Raw genomic sequence first — 18,899 nt, forward strand, 5'->3', positions numbered from 1 at the left:
AAAGCAGGATGTATTTTCTAATATATTAATAAGTAGAAGGATGAATTTTAAATATGCAAAATGAAGAATTTTTCAAATATAAAGATAATTTTATTACGGATAAAAAAATAAAATCCATACTTATTCATGGTAATTTAAATCATATTAGTCATCCTAAAATAACAATAGCTATACCAACCTATAAAAGGCCGGAATGTTTAAAACAAGCAGTAGATTCCGTTTTAAATCAAATAAATTATAACGATTTTGAAATAATTATTATTGATAATGAGGCAAATTTTACTGATGAATCCATAAATATTCAATTAATAAAACAATATAATAATCCAAGAATACTATATTACATTAATGAAGAAAATATTGGTATGTTTGGAAATTGGAATAGATGTATACAATTGGCAAGAGGCGAATATATAACAATTCTAAATGATGATGATTGGCTTGAAGAAAATTTTTTATCAATTTCGTCAAAGTTTTTGATCGACAATTGTGCAATATACACTCAAGCTAAAAATATAGATTTAAGAAAAAATAAATCAAATAGTAAAGATTCAGACAAATTATTATTAATTAAAGAAAAGATAAAAAAATTCCTTTTTAAAAAGATTAGAAAATTGAATTTAATGGACTTTTTCTTTTATAACTGGAGTCCTGGCTCATTAGGAATATTATTTAAAACAGATAAATTAATTGAACTAGGGGGATATAATAAAGATTATTATCCATCTAGTGACTATATACTGCATGCGAATTATATTAGAGAATTTGGCGGCTTGTATATATACGAACAATTGTCAAATTATAGAATTGAACATAATGAGAGTTTAAATGTTACGACTGCAATAAAATGGCAAGAAATTGACTATTATTTTAGAATATACTTATTTCAATATTTCAAGATTAGTTCTAAAATATTATATAAATTTGTGATTACTATACAGTGTAATCAAATAAATTCTCTTGAAAATAAATGGGGAATTAAAGTTAATCAAGTAAATATAAATAAAGGTCAGAGATTTATACTTTCAAGATTTATAAGTTTAAGGAATATTATTAAATCTATATAACTATAGTTTTAATATTTGAAATGGAGATAGAATATGAAGGATACAGTTATAATTTTTTTACCTAAAGGCTTTAATCAAATTGGAGGTCTAAAAATACCCATTAATAAATACTGCAATACAATTGAAAATCTATATAAGATTAAATTAATAGAAATACCTTTAAATTTTAATATTATTGCTTATATTAATCTGATTAAAAAAATAAACAAATTAAAGATTAATGAAATTAGGGCAATTATAACATTTACTTTAAATCCTAGTTATTTTATATGTAAAATCTTAAATATAAGTAAGATTAGAAAAATTGCCTTTTTAATGGATAGTTTATCATTATATATATCTTCAGTAAATGAATTTAATAAAGAAAATAGAATTAAGTTGACTATTAAGAATAAAATTAAATATATATTTAAGGGAATAATATATCGATTTAAAGAAAAATCGATATTATTACTCTATGATGATGTAATTTATGTATCTCCAGTTGATCGAGATTTTATTAAAAAAGAATATCAAAATTATATAAAATGCAAGCTTCATGTAATTCCAAATGGGGTGGATATTGAATTATCATCTGATAAAGTAAGTGGTAATTTAAAAGTGCATGAGAAGTTTATTTCTGTGGGTTTTCTTACTACATTTACTCCTGCTGTTACAGAAGAAAATTTGAAATGGTTTTTAGAAGGCTATATGCCTAAAATAATAGTTATGATCCCAGATATTAAGATTATTATAGCTGGGAGGGGTGCGAGTATTAAACAAATTTCATATTTGAGGAGTTTTTCATTTGTAGAATATATTGGTGAAGTGGATAGTGTTAAAGAGTTTTACCAGAGCGTTGATGTAGTACTTTCTACAGTAAAGAAAAAATGTGGAATATTAAATAAAATTTTAGAGGCTTGGGCTCTAAGGAAATGTGTAATTGGATTAGAATATAATTTTGATGCATTTCCTAATGCCGAAAATAGAACCCATTATCTTGCAGCGAATACAGTTGAAGATTATATTGAACTGTTTCTTAAGATTAAGTATAAGGAAATCAATATAGAAGAAATCGGAGATAATGCAAGAAGATTAGTCTTAAAAGAATATTTATGGAGTAAGTGCAATATGAAGTTGCTAAGAATTATAGAGGATGATTAAAATTAAATCTAGAATGCAAAAGTATATAATATTGCTTTTTGTTGTTATGTTCCACTTTATTTTTTATAGAAGCATAAATATTGAATATAAATCAGATGTTTTAATTTCATTTTTTGCTATTAGTATTAGTGCGATTATAATATTTTATTCAAGTGCAAGATTCTTATTAGTATCATATTTGTATACTGCATATTTTCTTGTTTTAGGAGTATTTCAATATCTACAATCAAGTGTAAGACCCGAGGGATTTTTAGGGTTTAATATCCCAATAACATTGATAACGAATATTGAATTAAGATATATTTATTTTAAGTATTTGTTACTTTTCTATATTATTTCAATATCTACTATTACATTACGAATTCATATTTATAAGATAAATAATAAATTAAATCAAAAAAAAATTGATAGATCAAATTTAATTAAGAAAACAAAAATTTATATAACAAAAATTAACCCATATATTTTGTTGATAGGTTATTTCGTCATCGAATACTTTGTTAGAAATTATTTTCAGATTCTGGTTCCAGGAAAATCTCCAAAGATTGCGCATAGTGGAATTATTGTATATTTAGTACTATCTATGTCCATTTACATCAAATTTATAGTAGTGTTATTCTTTTATAAAAAATATGGTAAAAGTAATAAATACTATATTAATTTATTGTTTATTGTAATCCTATCTGCATTACCTAGCGTACTACTAGGTGCAAGAAGTACTTTCATATTGAATGCTGTTCATCTAATTTTATTTAATTTATTTTTAGATGATAATCAGCAATTTTATAAGAAAAAGTCAAATAAAATAATAATTGTAATTTTCATTTTAATAGGATTGGCTTCTATAAACCTTGGTAATACATTAAGAATGCACAATGATTTAGATATGCTAGCGTTTCTAACAAGAAGATTTACTGGAATTACGGATGCAATTGCAGCGATAAATTACTATAAAAGTGGTGGTGAATTATTAGGTTTAAAAAACTACGTATTTAACATACTTAATATGGGAGATATAAGAGTAACAACTTTTTATACAAAAAGTATACTGTTTTTTCCAACAGAAGGTATAACCGCTAATGCACTACCACTTTTTAGTGCTGCTTTATTATATTATGGTCTAGTTGGAATAGGGTTATTTTCAATAGTTTTTGCATGGACATTATCTTCAATTGAAATTAGATTAAGTGAAATAAGCACAAATCATTCAAACTACAGAATAATTAAAGACAAATATATTTATTCTTATCTAATTCTAAATATTTTTATAATCATGATAATTGAAGGTAATATTGATCATGTAAATATTATTTTAATACCATATATTGCCTTTCAACTATTTACAAGAATTTTACCTATTATGATTAAGAAGTCATAACTAGTTTTTTGGCATTTTAAGTTAATTAATCTTACTTATGACATTTATTTAATTGAATAATATGCTTTGAGAGAGCCACGGATTGAGTTAAGACAGCGCCCGCAAAACCTGAGCCACCTTCACGCAGGGCGAACCACTCTGGGGTAGACTTGACATGGGACCCTACGTCGGATGCTTCTATGGGTCGAGGTATGAGGCGCGCCAGGAGCCCCATCCCTTGATATAGGGTAGCATCCTCCGCCCCTATATAAAGTCTCACTCTTAGGTCGACGAAGTGACATGCTAGGATCCATAGAACCGTATTATTCTGCAGTGGTTCACCAGCGACAGAGTGGCTCGTTCTGAGCATATTTGGTGGCTCTACCACACCGAAATATTCAATTAAATTGCAAAGGAGAATATGATGATGAGGAGAATAATTATTTCCAATGGAGCTCAATATCACACACCTTTTCAAGTAAACGAAATATTTAAGAATGGCATTTCAGGTAAATATATTACTGGAATTCCTAAGCAAAAAGTATCTTCATTAATTGCTTATGCATCAAATGGAGATGTAGTTTGTTTATATAATTATATAGTGATTTTTAAAGTTTTATCAAGAATTTTTCCGAATTTCCATAACTATTTAAATTACTTATCTCATCAGTCTTTCGATTGGATCGCAAGTAAACATATTGATAAGTGCGATATTTTTCATTCTTTTAACGGATATGCTTTAAAATCATTTGAAAAGCTTAAGACGCTGAATAATGGTGCTATAAAAATCGTTGAATGTGGAATACACCCTAGGTATTATGCGGAAGTATGTAATGAAGAATATAAAAGATATGGTTCTTCTAAAAAGTCTTTATTTGACGATTATGTCGAAAAATCAGAATTAGAGTTCCAACAAGCAGATTATATTTTAACCTTGACAAATATTTGTGTTAAATCATTTATACAGAATGGAATCGATGAAAATAAAATTATTAGTATACCACTTGGAGCTGATGTTTCAAGTTTTTCTCAATCAAAATCTAAAAATAAACAATTTACAATTTTGTATGTAGGAAGAGTTACTATACTAAAAGGTGTCCAATATTTGTTAGAGGCTTGTGATAAAATGGAAAATTTAGGATTTGACTTTAAACTCAATATCATTGGCCCAATTACTGATTTAATAATTAAAAAAGAATTAAATAAGTATAAAGCAAAAAAATGGTTAAATATAATTGGGAAAGTAAGTAGAAATAATTTGAAAAATTATTATAGCGAGGCTCATGTAATGGTTTTACCATCATTAGTAGATTCTTTTGGGATGGTTGTATATGAGAGTTTAGCATGCAAAACTGCTGTAATAATAACTGAAAATGTCGGTGCACCAATTATAAAAAATGAATTTGGATTTATTGTACCGATTAGAGATTCTGACTCAATTGTATACAATTTAATTCATATGTATGAAAATATTGAAGAGACAATTCTAATGGGTGAAAGAGGATATAAATATGTCATAAAGAGAACATGGGCGGAGTATGGAAATAAGATAATTGATTTATATAATAATTTAACTGGATATACTCTCTGAACATTACATTTAATATAAAATCTAAAAAGCAAATTATTACTTTTTTTTCCGATCTAAGAATAATGAGACGAATGCATGTCCGAAAGGGAATTGAATGGCAATAATAATAACGAAAAAAGATGTTATTTGGAGTTATGCGGGATATATTCTTAATTTGGGTACGAATTTAATAATTATACTCTTTACGCTAAGGTTTATTTCTAGTGCAGAATTGGGGCTGTGGTATACCTTCCTAAGTGTAGGTTCATTAGTAACCCTTTTAGATTTTGGATTTTCGCAAACATTAATAAGAAATATCACTTATGCGTGGTGCGGTCTAGAGTCGATAAAAGCACAAGGCTATAATGAGCTAATAAATAGCAATAAAGGCACTAATCTCAAACTATTCGTAACAGTGCTAAAATCTTGCAAATATATTAGCATTACTGTGGCAATAACAGCTTTAGTTGTTTTATTGATAGGAGGTACGCGATATATTGAATATATTGCTAGAGATATACCGGGAAACAACTATATTTATGCTTGGTACATATATAATATCGCTGTGTTTTTTAATATTTACTATAACTATTGGACAAGTGCTTTAAAAGGAGTTGGTGCAATACAGCAAGCTCAAAAAGCGGTTATTTTATCAAAAATTACACAGATTGTTTTATCTGTTCTAGGATTATATTCCGGACTTGGCCTCATTGCTTTGGCTGCAGCTTATTTGACAAGTGGTTTCATTCTCCGAATTTCTTCCAAGCTCATGCTTTACAGTTATAAAGGTATAGGTATAACTATAGGTGAGTATAAGAAGTCTGTAACAGGTGTTGAGGTATTTGGAACTATAAAAGTAGTGTGGTATAACGCAAAAAAAGTGGGGTTAGTTTCTCTATCATCTTTTGCAATCACACAATCTACAACTATGATTTCTGCAGCATTTGTTGGTTTAGATGCAACGGCATCATACGGATTATCGTTACAAATTATAACAGTTATTGCTGGAGTTTCTCAAACATTTTTTACCACAGTTACTCCAATGATGATAGACTTGCGAATTAGTGGAAAGAGAGAAGAACTTTATAAAGTTCTTTCGAGCGCAATGACGGTTTACTGGGTACTATATTTTGCTGGAATAGTCGCCCTGATAACTGTAGGGTTGCCGTTGGTTGCGTTGATAAAGTCAAACACTGATTTACCTCTTATTATGGTTTCTTTCATTGCGCTATATATTTTCTTAGAGGCAAATCATTCACTTTATGCTACCTTCATTGCGTTTTCGAATAATGTACCTTATGTCGGAGCGGCTTTGGTTTCCGGCGCGACTATTACGGTTTTTTCGTTATTGATTGCGAAATATACTACATTAGGGATTTATGGTTTAATGATAGTCCAATGCTTGGTGCAGTTGTGTTATAACAACTGGAAATGGCCATATGTTGTTATGAAAGAATTTAAAACCAATCCTTGGAAAATGTTTAAAATAGGATATAAGGATTCCTATATTAGAGTTAAAAAGATTTTTTACATGAATTAAAAGTAGGGAGAGATGGGAAATTGAAAGTTGTAATTTTGGCTGGAGGATTCGGTACAAGAATAAGTGAAGAAAGCCATTTAATACCAAAACCAATGATTGAAATTGGAGAGAAGCCTATTCTTTGGCATATTATGAAGTATTACTCGTCCTTTGGGTACAACGATTTTATTGTATGCTGTGGTTACAAGCAATATGTGATTAAGGAGTTCTTTGCTGATTATTATCTTCATATGTCGGATGTTACATTTGACTTTACAGCGGAAAATAAGATGATAGTTCACAACAACAACACGGAACCTTGGAAGGTCACATTGATTGATACCGGATTGAATACCATGACAGGTGGGCGTGTAAAGAGAGTCAAGGATTATATTGGGAATGAGCCCTTCATGCTTACATATGGTGACGGAGTTGCTGACGTGAATATCAATGAACTCGTAGAGTTCCATAATTCACACGGGAAAATTGCTACTATTACGGGAATTCAACCGGGTGGACGTTTTGGAATGCTTGATATTGACGCAAGTGAAGGTATAAATAGCTTTAAAGAGAAATCCAAAGAAGATGGAGGTTGGATTAATGGCGGTTTTATGATATTGAATCCGGAGATTATGGATTATATAGATGGCGATAGTTGCGTGTTTGAACGTTACCCGTTGGAGACGGTTGCTTCTGAGGGACAACTTAAAGCGTTTCGTCATCATGGTTTTTGGCAGTGTATGGACACAATGAGAGACAGAGAGTTATTAGAAAGTTTATGGGCAAAGGGACAAGCACCATGGAAAGTGTGGGAATAATATGTTGGATTTCTTTAAGGGTAAAAAGATATTTGTAACGGGACACACAGGATTTAAAGGGGCTTGGCTTTGTAAAATACTCATAAATGCTAGTGCTGAGGTAACAGGCTATGCGCTTAACCCACCTACTAATCCTAGCTTGTTTGAGATTAGTGGGATTGAAAAGGAAATGAACTCTATCATAGGAGATATCCGTGATTTTGAGAGTTTGGAGAAAGCATTTAATTATGGACAGCCAGAGATAGTCATTCATTTGGCAGCACAACCTCTGGTCAGAGAATCGTACAAAGACCCTCGATATACTTATGAAACAAACGTCATGGGTACAGTGAATATTCTGGAATGTGTCCGTAAGAGCAACTGCGTTAAGTCTGTTCTGAATGTTACAACAGATAAAGTGTATCATAATAATGAGTGGGAATGGGGCTATAGAGAAAATGAGCCTCTAGATGGATACGACCCTTACTCTAACAGCAAGTCATGCTCAGAGCTGGTTACCCATAGTTATAAGAACTCATTTTTCGCTGACGGTAAGATAGCCATATCAACAGCAAGAGCGGGGAATGTCATTGGTGGCGGTGATTTTGCTAAGGATAGAATCATTCCGGACTGTGTGAGGGCTGTAGAGAATAAGACGGATCTTATTGTTAGAAATCCTCATTCCACCAGACCATATCAACATGTATTGGAGCCACTCTATGTATATTTGATGATTGTGCAGAAGCAGTATGAAGAAGGCAAATATGCTGGATATTATAATGTAGGACCCGATGAGTGTGATTGCGTGACAACCGGTGATTTAACGGATTTGTTCTGCAAGGCATGGGGCGATGGACTAACTTGGGTTAACAACTATGATGGTGGCCCACATGAAGCTAACTTCTTAAAGTTGGACTGCTCAAAGTTAAAGAGTGTGTTCGCATGGAGAGCCAAATGGCATATTAGAGAAGCCATAGAAAAGACCGTTGAGTGGACAAAGGTGTACTTTGATAACGGAAGCGTATCAGAGATTATGGATAAACAGATTGAAGAGTTTTTGAATAAATAAGGAGGATACTTCGTGTTTGAGAATATGACAGAACAACAAGCCAAAGAAAAGATATTGGCTATGGTCGGAAAGTACTGCAATATCTACCACAATCAGAATAAAGAATTTAAAGAGGGCCAGAGAATTCCTTATGCATCAAGAGTATATGACCAAACTGAAATGACAAACCTGGTAGACAGTGCATTGGAGTTCTGGCTGACATCCGGTAGATACACAGATAAATTTGAAAAAGAGTTCGGAGAGTATCTAGGAGTTAGATTTTGTAGCTTAGTAAACTCTGGATCATCGGCTAACCTTTTAGCTTTTATGACTTTGACGTCACCTTTGCTTGGTGATAGAGCAGTTCAACGTGGCGATGAGGTTATTACTGTAGCGGCAGGTTTTCCTACCACAGTAACTCCGATGATTCAATACGGAGCAATACCAGTGTTTGTAGATGTAACAATTCCTCAGTACAATATTGATGTAAATATGTTAGAAGAAGCATTATCTACTAGAACTAAAGCGGTGATGATAGCTCATACCCTTGGTAACCCGTTTGACCTAGGAGCGGTAAAAGCATTCTGCGATAAACAGAGCCTGTGGTTGATAGAGGATAACTGTGACGCACTTGGTTCGGTATATACCCTCAACGGAAAGGAAAAATTAACAGGTACTATCGGTGACATTGGAACATCAAGTTTCTATCCCCCTCACCACATGACCATGGGAGAAGGCGGAGCAGTGTATACTGATAGCCCGTTGCTTAATAAAATTATTCGCTCTTTCAGAGATTGGGGTAGAGATTGCGTTTGTCCTTCTGGAAAAGATAATCTTTGCGGACATAGATTTGATAGAAAGTATGGAGAGCTTCCTTTAGGTTATGATCACAAATATGTGTATTCTCATTTCGGTTATAACCTTAAGGCTACAGATATGCAGGCTGCAATAGGTTGTGCTCAGCTTAATAAATTCCCGTCATTCGTGAAACGTCGTAGACATAACTTCGATAGATTAAGATTAGCGCTCGCATCTATCGAAGACAAGGTAATATTGCCGGAGCCTTGTGTAAATTCTAATCCAAGCTGGTTCGGATTCCTCATCACATGCAAAGAGGGCTTGGATCGAAATAAGGTAGTTCAATACGTGGAAAATAAAGGCGTTCAAACCAGAATGCTGTTTGCAGGCAATCTCGTGAAGCACCCTTGTTTTGATGAAATGAGAAAAACCGGAGAGGGCTATCGTGTAGTTGGCGATTTAACTGTTACCGATCAAATCACGAATGATACTTTCTGGATTGGCGTGTATCCGGGCTTAACTGATGAGAAGATTGATTATATGGCTAAGACTATAATCCTCGCTTGCAAGGAGGTATAGTGCCGTGTTCTTAGAAATGAAAGAAGGTAAAATTAAAGGACTTTTTGAAATTACCCCCAGATTATTAACTGATGAACGTGGAGCGTTTATTAAGACTTACCACGAAGATTTTTTTAAAGAAAAAGGACTTGAATTTGATTTAGCTGAACAATACTTTTCGACTTCAAAGAAGGGCGTCATTAGAGGGATGCACTTTCAGCTTCCTCCTCACGATCATGCTAAGCTTGTATATTGCATTACAGGCAGTGTATTAGATGTATTGGTGGATTTGAGAAAAGGCTCACCAACCTTCGGGCAGTATGATCGCTTTGAATTAACAGCGGATAAACACAATATTCTCTATATACCAGTTGGGTTAGCTCATGGGTTTTGTGCATTAACCGATGCTACAATGCTATATAACGTATCTACAACTTATCATAAGGAAGAAGATACTGGAATACGTTGGGATTCATTCGGCTTAGACTGGAAAGTAGAAAACCCAGTGTTGTCTGGTAGAGACATATCATTCCAATGTTTGCATGAGTTTAAAAGCCCATTTGTATATGAGGTGAAGTGATGGCTGAAAATGTTAAAAAAGCTATAATCACCGGTGGTACCGGATACATTGGTTCTAGTCTTACAAGACAGTTAGTAAAACAAGGCTGGGAAATAGGCATTATAAAAAGACCCAATAGCGGATTGGATAAATTGGAAAGCTTCAAGGACGATCTTGAATTCTTTGATTACAATGGCTCAACGGAAAGCTTAAAGCAAGCGATGGAGACCTTCCATCCGGATATTGTATTCCATTTGGCGTCCTGCTTTATTGGACGACATAAAACGGATCAGATAGAAGATTTGATACATTCCAATGTACTGTTTGGGACGCAACTTCTGGAAGCAATGCAGCTTAGCAGCGTTGTTAAGATTATCAACGCATCCACATCTTGGCAAACAGTAGGAGGGATGGAGTATAATCCGTTCTCGTTATATACTTCTACAAAGCAAGCTTTTGAGGATATTCTTCACTTTTACACAAATACTTACGGGATTAAAGCAATATCTCTGCGTCTTCCTGATAGCTACGGAGCAGATGATACCAGAGCAAAGATACTAAATCTGGTGCGAAAAGCAACTCAAAGCGGAGAGCAACTCAAGATGTCAGGCGGAGAGCAGGAGATGGATTTACTCTACATTAACGATATTGTCGATGGCTTTATAAAGGCGAGTGAATTGTTAGAAGAAGGGCAAAGGTTTAATGTGAATTCTTTAAGTTCCAGAAAACCGATGCCACTTAAAAAAATTGTAGAAATGTATGAAACGGTGAATAATGTTTCAGTTAATATTGAATGGGGGGCATTGCCCTATAGAGATAATGAGATCATGAAGATTACCTTACCCGACAATGTGCTTCCTCAATGGGAGAGCAAGGTGCCTTTAGAGGAAGGGCTAAGGAAATTTGAGTTGGATAAGTAGATTTACTGAACGAGTTCTTCCTTAATGTTGTATTGGAGCATTTTATCCCATCGGTATCTTCCCGCTGTGGAGTTGAAGCATTCCACACTTCCATCACTTTTAAGAATTATAGCAGAGAAATTGTTTAGCAACGAAAACCTTATGAAACATTTAACTAATGCCTTATTAAACTCGAAATGCTTTCTACTTCACAGGTTTCTAATTAATCTTATTTAATAAATATATTTAAGGGGTGTTTAAAATGAAGTTAGTCTTGCTTTCCGGCGGTTCTGGAAAACGGCTTTGGCCCTTATCTAATGATGCTAGATCAAAGCAATTTTTGAAAGTACTACAAAATGAGCAAGGCGAACCAATTTCTATGGTACAACGAGTTTGGGAACAGTTGGAATCGGTAGGCCTTGCTCATGCTTCTTTGGTAGCAACTAGTAAAGCACAAGTCGATATGATTCAAGGTCAATTGGGACAAGCTGTAAAGATGATTGTTGAACCGGAAAGGAGAGACACTTTTCCGGCGATTGCTCTGGCCGCTTCTTACCTTTATTCCGTGGAAAAGATCGGATTAGATGAGACTGTAGTTGTCTTACCCGTCGATCCCCATGTCGAAGTTGGTTTTTTTAGTAAGATTAAAGAGTTGCAGAAGGTACTAGAGGAATCGGAGGCTAATTTAGCTCTTATTGGGGTATCCCCAACGTTTCCTTCTGAAAAATATGGTTATATCGTTCCTGAACTTAATCAAGATAACATGCTTTATTCGAGGGTAAGTCATTTTAGGGAAAAGCCCAAGGGAACCGATGCTAAGGAACTTATTCGGCAACAGGCTCTATGGAATTGTGGCGTGTTTGCTTTTAAACTTGATTTTATTATTTCGCAGCTTGATCAGAAAGGCTTTCCGATTGACTACGAAGAGTTGCTGATGCAATATACCACATTGCCTAAAATAAGTTTTGATTATGAAGTGGTAGAAAAAGCTAAGCATATCGTTGTTCTCAGATACGATGGAGATTGGAAGGATCTTGGCACCTGGAATACCTTGACAGAGGAAATGCCAAATGTTTTGGTAGGTAACGCAATCCTCAGTGAAGACTCCCTCAATACCCATGTCATTAACGAGTTGGACATTCCGGTAGTGGTTCTTGGTATATCCAATGCGGTTGTAGCGGTAAGCCCCGATGGAATCTTGGTAACGGATAAAGACTCCAGTCCGTCGATTAAGGACTTTGTGGGCAAGTTTGACCTGCGTCCGATGTTTGAGGAGAGACGTTGGGGATGGTATCGTGTTCTAGACCATACCAAGTTTACCGGTGGTAACGAGGTTTTAACCAAGCGACTTAGCCTAATAGCTGGCAAGAATTTTAGTTACCAGTTTCATAATAAACGGAGTGAGGTTTGGACAATTATCAGTGGTGAAGGACAATACGCTTTTAACGGGGTAGTATCTCCTGTCAATCCAGGGGACGTTTTGAATATACCTATCGGGGCCAAACACGGCTTACGAGCTTTAACGGATTTGGAGTTTATTGAGGTCCAAATGGGCAGTGAACTTATCGAGGAAGATATTGTTCGAATTTACATGACCTGGGAAGAAGTCGAGAGCCATTGTACTTGGGCACAGTGCTCTGCACAATCCCTAAAGGTGTCTGGTGCCTGAGAAGCCTCCGAAAAAGTGGCCTAAAAATGAAGACCTCATCATCATCTGTATAAATATTCATTAAACACCCAAGTTTGGCGTAAAATTTTTCCAGCACCAGATGTAGCAAGACCTCCAGGGTTTATCTTAATGTAATTTAGGGACTACATTTGATTCTCAGCCTTTTTTAAGACCTTTTTATACCATTTTGTATCACCAACGTATTCACATCCTAATGCCTGCAGCAGTTGCTTTCGAGGACCTCGGTGCCTGACACCAACTTATAAAGGGTCCGGTGCCTAAAGGGTCTAAAGGGTCCGGTGCCAAGGGTCCGGTGCCTGACACCAACTTATCAACTTATTGTTTACCTTGTGAAAACTAGGGTTCGACAGTCTGGACGCAGCTCTGCGAAGAGTATGGAAAGAAACTGCTTGCTTCCCCCGACAGTGACGGCAATCCAAATTCGTCACTGGTGACGAATTTGACCTACACCCAGGCGCTCATCCTTCTTGGGATCCTGGAAGAGGAGCGGGATGAGTTTATCGCGGAGCATGATGTCGGTAAGCGTCAATCATTTGTTATGAACGCTTCCGCTTTTTCTTCTATGGCAGTGGCGAGAAACAGTGCGTCGGGAGTCTTAAATCCATAACTAGCTCTAAGTTTGGCTGCTTGAAGTGCAATATTTTGGTCAATTTCTCTGGGGACCGGTGCCTGACACCAACTTATAACTTATCAACTTATTGTTTAGCTTGTGAAAAGTATACTCGCCTCGCTCCGGGCTTGGTAGGGGACTGGTTAGTGCGACACGTTTCTAGGTCTACTCGCCGGAACGGTTCCCGGTGGTCCCCGTTCCAGAAAGGGCCCTGGAACTTTTGTTTTCCTGGAAAATTCGGCAATACTTAACGTAACATCACTTATAGGACTCAATTCGAGCATGAAGTAATGCTCGCGCTAACCGTCATACAATTCTGAAGAATACCTGGAGGCCTGTTTAACAGGCATTCCAGGTATTCTTCAATGTGACACAAGAAGATTGTGTCACATTAAGAAAGAGAGTCAATATTTTAGCTGATGATGAAAGAAGAGGTGGAATAATCACTCTGCCAATGGTAAAATATAACTAAATAAAATATGGGGAAGGAATGAAAAATTATGGCTATAAAAAAGCTCGTGCGATTTGACTGGGCTATGAAATATATACTGCGTAACAAGGCTAATTTTGATGTACTTGAAGCGTTTATTTCCAACTTGTTAAGAGAAACAATCGTTATAGAAAATATTTTAGAAAGCGAAAGTAATCGAGAAGCTGAAAATAGAAAATTTAACCGGGTTGACTTAAAGTGCAAAGATTCACAAGGGAAACAAATTATTATTGAAATACAAAACCAACGAGAGGCAGATTACCTTCAACGATTGCTTTGGGGTACGTCAAAGGCAGTTGTGGAAGGTTTGGAGCTGGGGAAGGGCTATAGCGAAGTTGTGAAAGTTATATCTATCAGTATTCTGTATCATACCATGCGAGTGGATGAAAAAGAGAACACGGATTTTATATATTATGGTACAACAGAGCTGATTGGGCTTCATACGAAAAAACCGCTTATTCTGCACGAATCTAAAGCGAAACAGATAGAAACACCTGTCGTTACCAGCAAAAATGTATTTCCAGAATACTACATGATTTATGTTGAAAAATTTGAAGATATGATAAATGAGGCTATTGACGAATGGGTATATTTCTTCAAGCATGGTGCAATACGTGAGGACTTTAAGTCACCAGGAATCCTGCTGGCGGCTAAGAAGCTGGACTATCTAATGATGAGCGAGGAAGAACGACGGGGATATGACGACTATCTTGCTTACCTAGGGCAGGAGTTGGGGATATTAGAAACTGCAAAAGAAGAAGGCAGAGAAGAAGGCAGAGTACTGACAGCCAAGGCGGCTTTAAAGAAAGGGTTAGAGGTCGAACTCATCGCAGAAATAACTGGACTCCCTCTAGAAGAGATCCTGAAATTGCAAAGCGATATCATTCCCTGATCGACCGGGGGACCGGTGTTGCGCCAGCAGGAGCTTCCCGATAGGGTCAAAAGGGAACCCGGTGCCTGACACCAACTAAGGGAACCCGGTGCCTGACACCAACTTATCAACTTATTGTTTAGCTTGTGAAAAGTATACTCGCCTCGCTCCGGGCTCGGTAGTGCTCGGGTCGGAAAAGGCCTTCGAAGTTCGTCTTCGGGGGTCGTCTTTTCCTCCCCAAGGGGACTGTGCGTTGCGGAACCCGGTGCCTGACACCAACTTATTATTCGCCGGTTCAGGGCGCTTTGCCAAGGGTCGCTGATCTGCTACAGGAGCCCCGTTCTCAATGTCGTAAACTTAATATGTAATAAAAAGGGAATGACAAAAAAGTAAAAATATTTTCTGGAATAATTACAATAAATATAAAAATGCACTTGACAAGTGCTGACTATCCCCATAATCGAATTGGATACCATTATTTGGTATATCAATTTGAGATGGGTGACGCCGATGAAAAGAAATGGGTTATTCCTAGAATGTAGCCGACTTATTTATGAAATTATTGAAAACTACGAGTATCTTATTAGTGTAAGAAAAGAACCCAACGATTTTTCGAGGATGGGGAAAATGGGATTTAAGAATATGATCTTGTTTATTTTGAATTTTTCAAGAAAGAGTTTACAGGCTGAATTGAATTCTTTTTTCAAGAACATTCACGGAACAACCGATGGGGTAAGAAAGCAAGCCTTTTCTCAAGGACGACAAAAGATATTACCTGAAGCATTTATTATTCTTCATGAAGAGCTGATTAAGACGGTGTACACTGCAACCGATCTGAAGTTGTACAAAGGATACAGACTTTGCGCAATTGATGGATCAACACTTGAACTACAAAATACTGAAGAATTGAGAAACGTGTTTGGTTATGCGGAAAATGGAAAGGTAGAAATAGCAAGGGCCAGGATATCCGGCCTTTATGATGTAGAAAATAACATCATGATCGATGCGATTATCGACAATTATAAATCGTCAGAGAGAGCCCTCGCCATCAGACATGTAGGAAAGCTTAAAAACTATGGCTTGCAAAACGATCTGATCCTGTTTGATAGAGGCTATCAGTCAAAGGAGCTTATTGCAAAGTTGATTGACAATGACCTTCATTTCGTGATGAGGTGTACCCTAAATTTTTTAAAGAAAGTTAATAATGTGAAGGGAAGCGACGAAGAGATTACATTTAGACATTCGGGTTACGATTATACAATTAGAGTGCTGAAATTTGCTCTTGATGACGGTACGATAGAGACGTTAGTCACGAATGTGTTTGATAAAAGCTTTACTGTAGCTGATTTTAAAGTCTTATATTTTAAGAGATGGGGCATCGAAATAAAATATGATGAACTGAAACAAAGGCTTCAACTTGAAAATTTTGATGGTGTAAAAGAAATAGCCGTTCTGCAAGATTTCTATGCCACCATATTTTTGGCGAATATGACTGCGTTAGCAAAAATGCAATCCGATGAAATCATACAAGAAAAGCATGAAGAAAAAGAATTAAAATACACCTATAAAACGAATGTAAATATTATGGTGAGTGAATTAAAAGACGAATTGGTCCTTATCATGATGGAAAAAAACGAAAAGAAACGTAAACGTAGGTATAATAAACTATTGCAGGAAATTGCGAGAAACGTTATTCCCATAAGACCTGATAGGCACAATGAGCGTAACTTTAAAACTACCAGAGACAGATATCCAATGAATGCAAGGCGAGGTTTGTAATAATTAATAGTAGCCTTGATTCCCGTGAAAAATTATACCTACATTAATAAACCCTGATTTTACAGGCATTTTGGTGGTTTTGCAGGTATAAAAATTATACCTGCAAATTGAATTGAGAATCATTATTTTTGTTGACTATTCAGGTACTCAGTTTATCAACCACAGATTACACAGATTACACAGATTACACAGAATAAATACATTTTTACATTTTGGCTCTAAACTATAAATCGCTTGTAACTCAATTGATATTCGCCAAAGCTGATAAAAGGCCGGTTTAATCCTGTAGCATTGAGATAATTGATAATTATCACTTCTTCAATGACTCCCCATCTTCGCCATTTTTCTATACTTAATCCTTCTTAATCTGTGAAATCTGTGTTAATCTGTGGTTTCTCTTATCGTTCCTTTCATGTGTAATCTGTGGTTCCCCATTCAGAATTCCCCAAGGCGTATTTACAGTGTTTCTCCTTGTAGGTATAAAAAAATGCGGAATTTTAGGTAGTAGGTATAACGAAAATCATAAATTGAGATGGCGGTGATAGAACTCAAAAACTATCTGGTATTGGTTGGTAACTTATTGAAAAATTTGCGCCTTATAAGGCTTATTTGAGTGTATGGTTTTTTCGTCAACCTATTATTTTACAATTAAGTTCTGATTTCCCTTAATAGATATATGGTAATTAATTGGTATATTAAATTGATGACATTGGCCCCGTTCTTACACCAGCGTTGCAATGTTCGTACGGATATACCAATTTCTTCACAAGCCAGCTGTTGACGTGCTCCGCTTGCTACGGCTATTTCTACCAGCTTAATAATTATGTCGCGATTCACAGTGCTGGTTAGGCTTCCTCGTCCTTTGGTCCCCAAATCGCATTGATGTTTTTTCTTAGAACTAACAAGGCTGCCGTTTCAGCGAGTGCTGACTCTTTTCGCTGAAGTTCCTTCTTAACTCGCTTTAGTTCCTTTTCAGTTTCTTTTTCTCGCCGTTGTGAAGTGGCTAGTTCCTGAGCAACACCGCCGTTAGCCTGAAGGAACCCGGTGCCTGACACCAACTTATTAGGGGACCGGTGCCTGACACCAACTTATCTGACACCAACTTATCAACTTATTGTTTAGCTTGTGAAAAGGTGGGGACAGGTGCTCGGGTCAGAAAAGGCTGAATATTTCGGTGCGGTAGAACGGCAATCCAAATTCGTCACGAATTTGACCTACACCCAGGCGGGGCATACTTCTTGGGATCCCTATCGGTGACTGCTCCACACAGTAGTTAAGAAAATCAGTAAGACAACCGTTTAATTTATCGGTTGTCCTTGCAGTAAATAAGTGTATGTTATTGAAAAATGTGCTTTATCAGTAGGAAAACGGTAGTGAAGGTCGAATACTGTATTAGTATTTTCAGTGTAGGGTGCCTGACATTAATTATCTGAATAATTGGATAATTGTTTAGCGCTAAATATTGTAACATGTCAATATTGTTGGTGGGGGTTGTGATGGGTAGAAGACCAAGAGCAAAATTTAAGGGAGCAATCTTCCATGTAATAAAGAGAGGAAACACTAGAGAGTACATATTTAGAGCAGAAGAAGATAAAGAATATTTTTTGACGTATTTAGAAGATGCTAACACAGATGGAGTTTTTAATCTGAATCCCTTCAGGGGTTGACTATGTAACTTAATGTGGTTGAGTTACATTCAAGGTAAGGTACAAGAAAACCTCCTGATAGTTTAGGAGGCTTTGCAGAATGTAACTTATATTCTTTTCCAATATATATTTTGACGCTTATGTTTAATGCCATCAACCCAAATGACTGCATTCAGTTCATCGACATCAAATATAAGTATAACTTGATAGAGTCCAAGTCTTGCCCAATAACCTTCCAGCTTTCCGTATGGAATTTGCTTGGCAGTAAGGGTTGGAGTATGAGTTAACCGAGTAAAAGAATCATTGAAAATGCGTTCCTTAACTGCGGGGGGATAAGCTAACATGTTTGCCAGTTCATTTAAACTTGTCTGCGTCCAGTAAACCTTATACTTTTTGTTCACGCTCAAACACCTCAGTTTTTTTGCGCAAATAGTCTAGGCCTGCCTGCTGTTCAAACACTCTATCAGATTTCCGATCATCGCGGCTTTGCTGAATTTG

At 35.8% G+C, this 18,899-nt stretch carries 19 protein-coding genes and 1 pseudogene; 15 read left to right on the forward strand and 5 right to left on the reverse strand.

From position 1 onward, the window contains the following. Positions 1–53: 53 nt before the first annotated feature. Genes JL57_RS00080 through JL57_RS00090 form a run of 3 tightly spaced genes read left to right on the forward strand, consistent with a single transcriptional unit; the run spans position 54 to position 3,588 of the window. Positions 54–1,067, forward strand: coding sequence for a glycosyltransferase family 2 protein (locus JL57_RS00080; RefSeq protein WP_034140011.1), 1,014 nt, complete (start codon positions 54–56; stop codon positions 1,065–1,067). Between the two features lie 33 nt (positions 1,068–1,100). Next, positions 1,101–2,210, forward strand: a complete 1,110-nt coding sequence (locus JL57_RS00085; RefSeq protein ID WP_034140012.1) for a glycosyltransferase family 4 protein — start codon at positions 1,101–1,103, stop codon at positions 2,208–2,210. Next, the gene (locus tag JL57_RS00090; protein WP_034140013.1) at positions 2,203–3,588 is read left to right on the forward strand and encodes a hypothetical protein; all 1,386 of its coding nucleotides are present in this window, start codon (positions 2,203–2,205) and stop codon (positions 3,586–3,588) included. Before JL57_RS00085 ends, JL57_RS00090 begins: the two co-directional genes overlap by 8 nt. Before the next feature lie 31 nt (positions 3,589–3,619). Here JL57_RS00090 and JL57_RS00095 read toward each other — a convergent pair whose 3' ends face one another. Continuing rightward, on the reverse strand, positions 3,620–3,937 hold the full coding sequence (locus JL57_RS00095; protein WP_034140014.1) for a hypothetical protein: 318 nt from the start codon (positions 3,935–3,937) through the stop codon (positions 3,620–3,622). A 51-nt stretch (positions 3,938–3,988) separates the two neighbouring features. Between JL57_RS00095 and JL57_RS00100 the strand changes: the two genes are divergently transcribed. The 9 genes and pseudogenes from JL57_RS00100 to JL57_RS33110 form a co-directional block, all read left to right on the forward strand. After that, complete coding sequence (locus JL57_RS00100; protein WP_291299519.1) at positions 3,989–5,158, forward strand: glycosyltransferase family 4 protein; 1,170 nt, start codon at positions 3,989–3,991, stop codon at positions 5,156–5,158. A 94-nt stretch (positions 5,159–5,252) separates the two neighbouring features. Beyond that, positions 5,253–6,677, forward strand: coding sequence for an O-unit flippase-like protein (gene wzx, locus JL57_RS00105; protein WP_034140016.1), 1,425 nt, complete (start codon positions 5,253–5,255; stop codon positions 6,675–6,677). Positions 6,678–6,697: 20 nt separating this feature from the next. Beyond that, positions 6,698–7,474: a glucose-1-phosphate cytidylyltransferase gene (gene rfbF / locus JL57_RS00110; RefSeq protein WP_034140017.1), complete on the forward strand. Its 777-nt coding sequence runs from the start codon at positions 6,698–6,700 to the stop codon at positions 7,472–7,474. 1 nt (position 7,475) lies between these two features. Next, positions 7,476–8,522 (forward strand): CDP-glucose 4,6-dehydratase, encoded by a 1,047-nt coding sequence (rfbG, locus tag JL57_RS00115; RefSeq protein WP_034140018.1) that lies wholly within the window; start codon positions 7,476–7,478, stop codon positions 8,520–8,522. A gap of 12 nt (positions 8,523–8,534) precedes the next feature. After that, a complete protein-coding gene (gene rfbH, locus JL57_RS00120; protein WP_034140019.1) occupies positions 8,535–9,878 on the forward strand; it encodes a lipopolysaccharide biosynthesis protein RfbH in 1,344 nt (447 codons plus the stop codon). A gap of 4 nt (positions 9,879–9,882) precedes the next feature. After that, the gene (gene rfbC / locus JL57_RS00125; RefSeq protein ID WP_291299520.1) at positions 9,883–10,437 is read left to right on the forward strand and encodes a dTDP-4-dehydrorhamnose 3,5-epimerase; all 555 of its coding nucleotides are present in this window, start codon (positions 9,883–9,885) and stop codon (positions 10,435–10,437) included. Beyond that, positions 10,437–11,336, forward strand: a complete 900-nt coding sequence (locus JL57_RS00130; RefSeq protein ID WP_034140020.1) for an NAD(P)-dependent oxidoreductase — start codon at positions 10,437–10,439, stop codon at positions 11,334–11,336. The genes rfbC and JL57_RS00130 overlap by 1 nt, the downstream gene beginning before the upstream one ends. Before the next feature lie 241 nt (positions 11,337–11,577). Then, positions 11,578–12,984 carry a sugar phosphate nucleotidyltransferase gene (locus tag JL57_RS00135; protein WP_045691258.1) on the forward strand — a complete coding sequence of 469 codons (1,407 nt, stop codon included), beginning with the start codon at positions 11,578–11,580 and terminating at the stop codon, positions 12,982–12,984. A 379-nt stretch (positions 12,985–13,363) separates the two neighbouring features. Beyond that, positions 13,364–13,522, forward strand: a pseudogene (locus tag JL57_RS33110) (DUF3102 domain-containing protein); the annotation flags it as partial. An 8-nt stretch (positions 13,523–13,530) separates the two neighbouring features. Here JL57_RS33110 and JL57_RS33115 read toward each other — a convergent pair. Beyond that, positions 13,531–13,689, reverse strand: a complete 159-nt coding sequence (locus JL57_RS33115) for a PIN domain-containing protein (RefSeq protein WP_366556963.1) — start codon at positions 13,687–13,689, stop codon at positions 13,531–13,533. A 426-nt stretch (positions 13,690–14,115) separates the two neighbouring features. On the opposite strand from JL57_RS33115, the gene JL57_RS00140 reads away from it, so the two are divergent. Together JL57_RS00140 and JL57_RS00145 are read left to right on the forward strand one after the other, a co-directional pair. Continuing rightward, the gene (locus tag JL57_RS00140) at positions 14,116–14,997 is read left to right on the forward strand and encodes an Rpn family recombination-promoting nuclease/putative transposase (RefSeq protein WP_034140021.1); all 882 of its coding nucleotides are present in this window, start codon (positions 14,116–14,118) and stop codon (positions 14,995–14,997) included. Positions 14,998–15,486: 489 nt separating this feature from the next. Then, entirely contained in the window at positions 15,487–16,755 is a 1,269-nt protein-coding gene (locus JL57_RS00145; protein ID WP_034140022.1) for an IS4 family transposase, read from the forward strand. Between the two features lie 648 nt (positions 16,756–17,403). Here the strand turns inward: JL57_RS00145 and JL57_RS33120 are convergent. Both JL57_RS33120 and JL57_RS00150 read right to left on the reverse strand, forming a co-directional pair. Continuing rightward, entirely contained in the window at positions 17,404–17,592 is a 189-nt protein-coding gene (locus tag JL57_RS33120) for a hypothetical protein (protein ID WP_291299521.1), read from the reverse strand. Positions 17,593–17,600: 8 nt separating this feature from the next. Then, the gene (locus JL57_RS00150) at positions 17,601–17,810 is read right to left on the reverse strand and encodes a hypothetical protein (protein ID WP_291299522.1); all 210 of its coding nucleotides are present in this window, start codon (positions 17,808–17,810) and stop codon (positions 17,601–17,603) included. A 441-nt stretch (positions 17,811–18,251) separates the two neighbouring features. On the opposite strand from JL57_RS00150, the gene JL57_RS33125 reads away from it, so the two are divergent. Further along, a complete protein-coding gene (locus JL57_RS33125) occupies positions 18,252–18,422 on the forward strand; it encodes a hypothetical protein (RefSeq protein ID WP_291299523.1) in 171 nt (56 codons plus the stop codon). Between the two features lie 86 nt (positions 18,423–18,508). Here JL57_RS33125 and JL57_RS00155 read toward each other — a convergent pair whose 3' ends face one another. Continuing rightward, positions 18,509–18,802: a type II toxin-antitoxin system RelE/ParE family toxin gene (locus JL57_RS00155; RefSeq protein ID WP_034140023.1), complete on the reverse strand. Its 294-nt coding sequence runs from the start codon at positions 18,800–18,802 to the stop codon at positions 18,509–18,511. Positions 18,803–18,899 lie beyond the last annotated feature (97 nt).

Source organism: Desulfosporosinus sp. BICA1-9 (genome assembly GCF_000802135.1).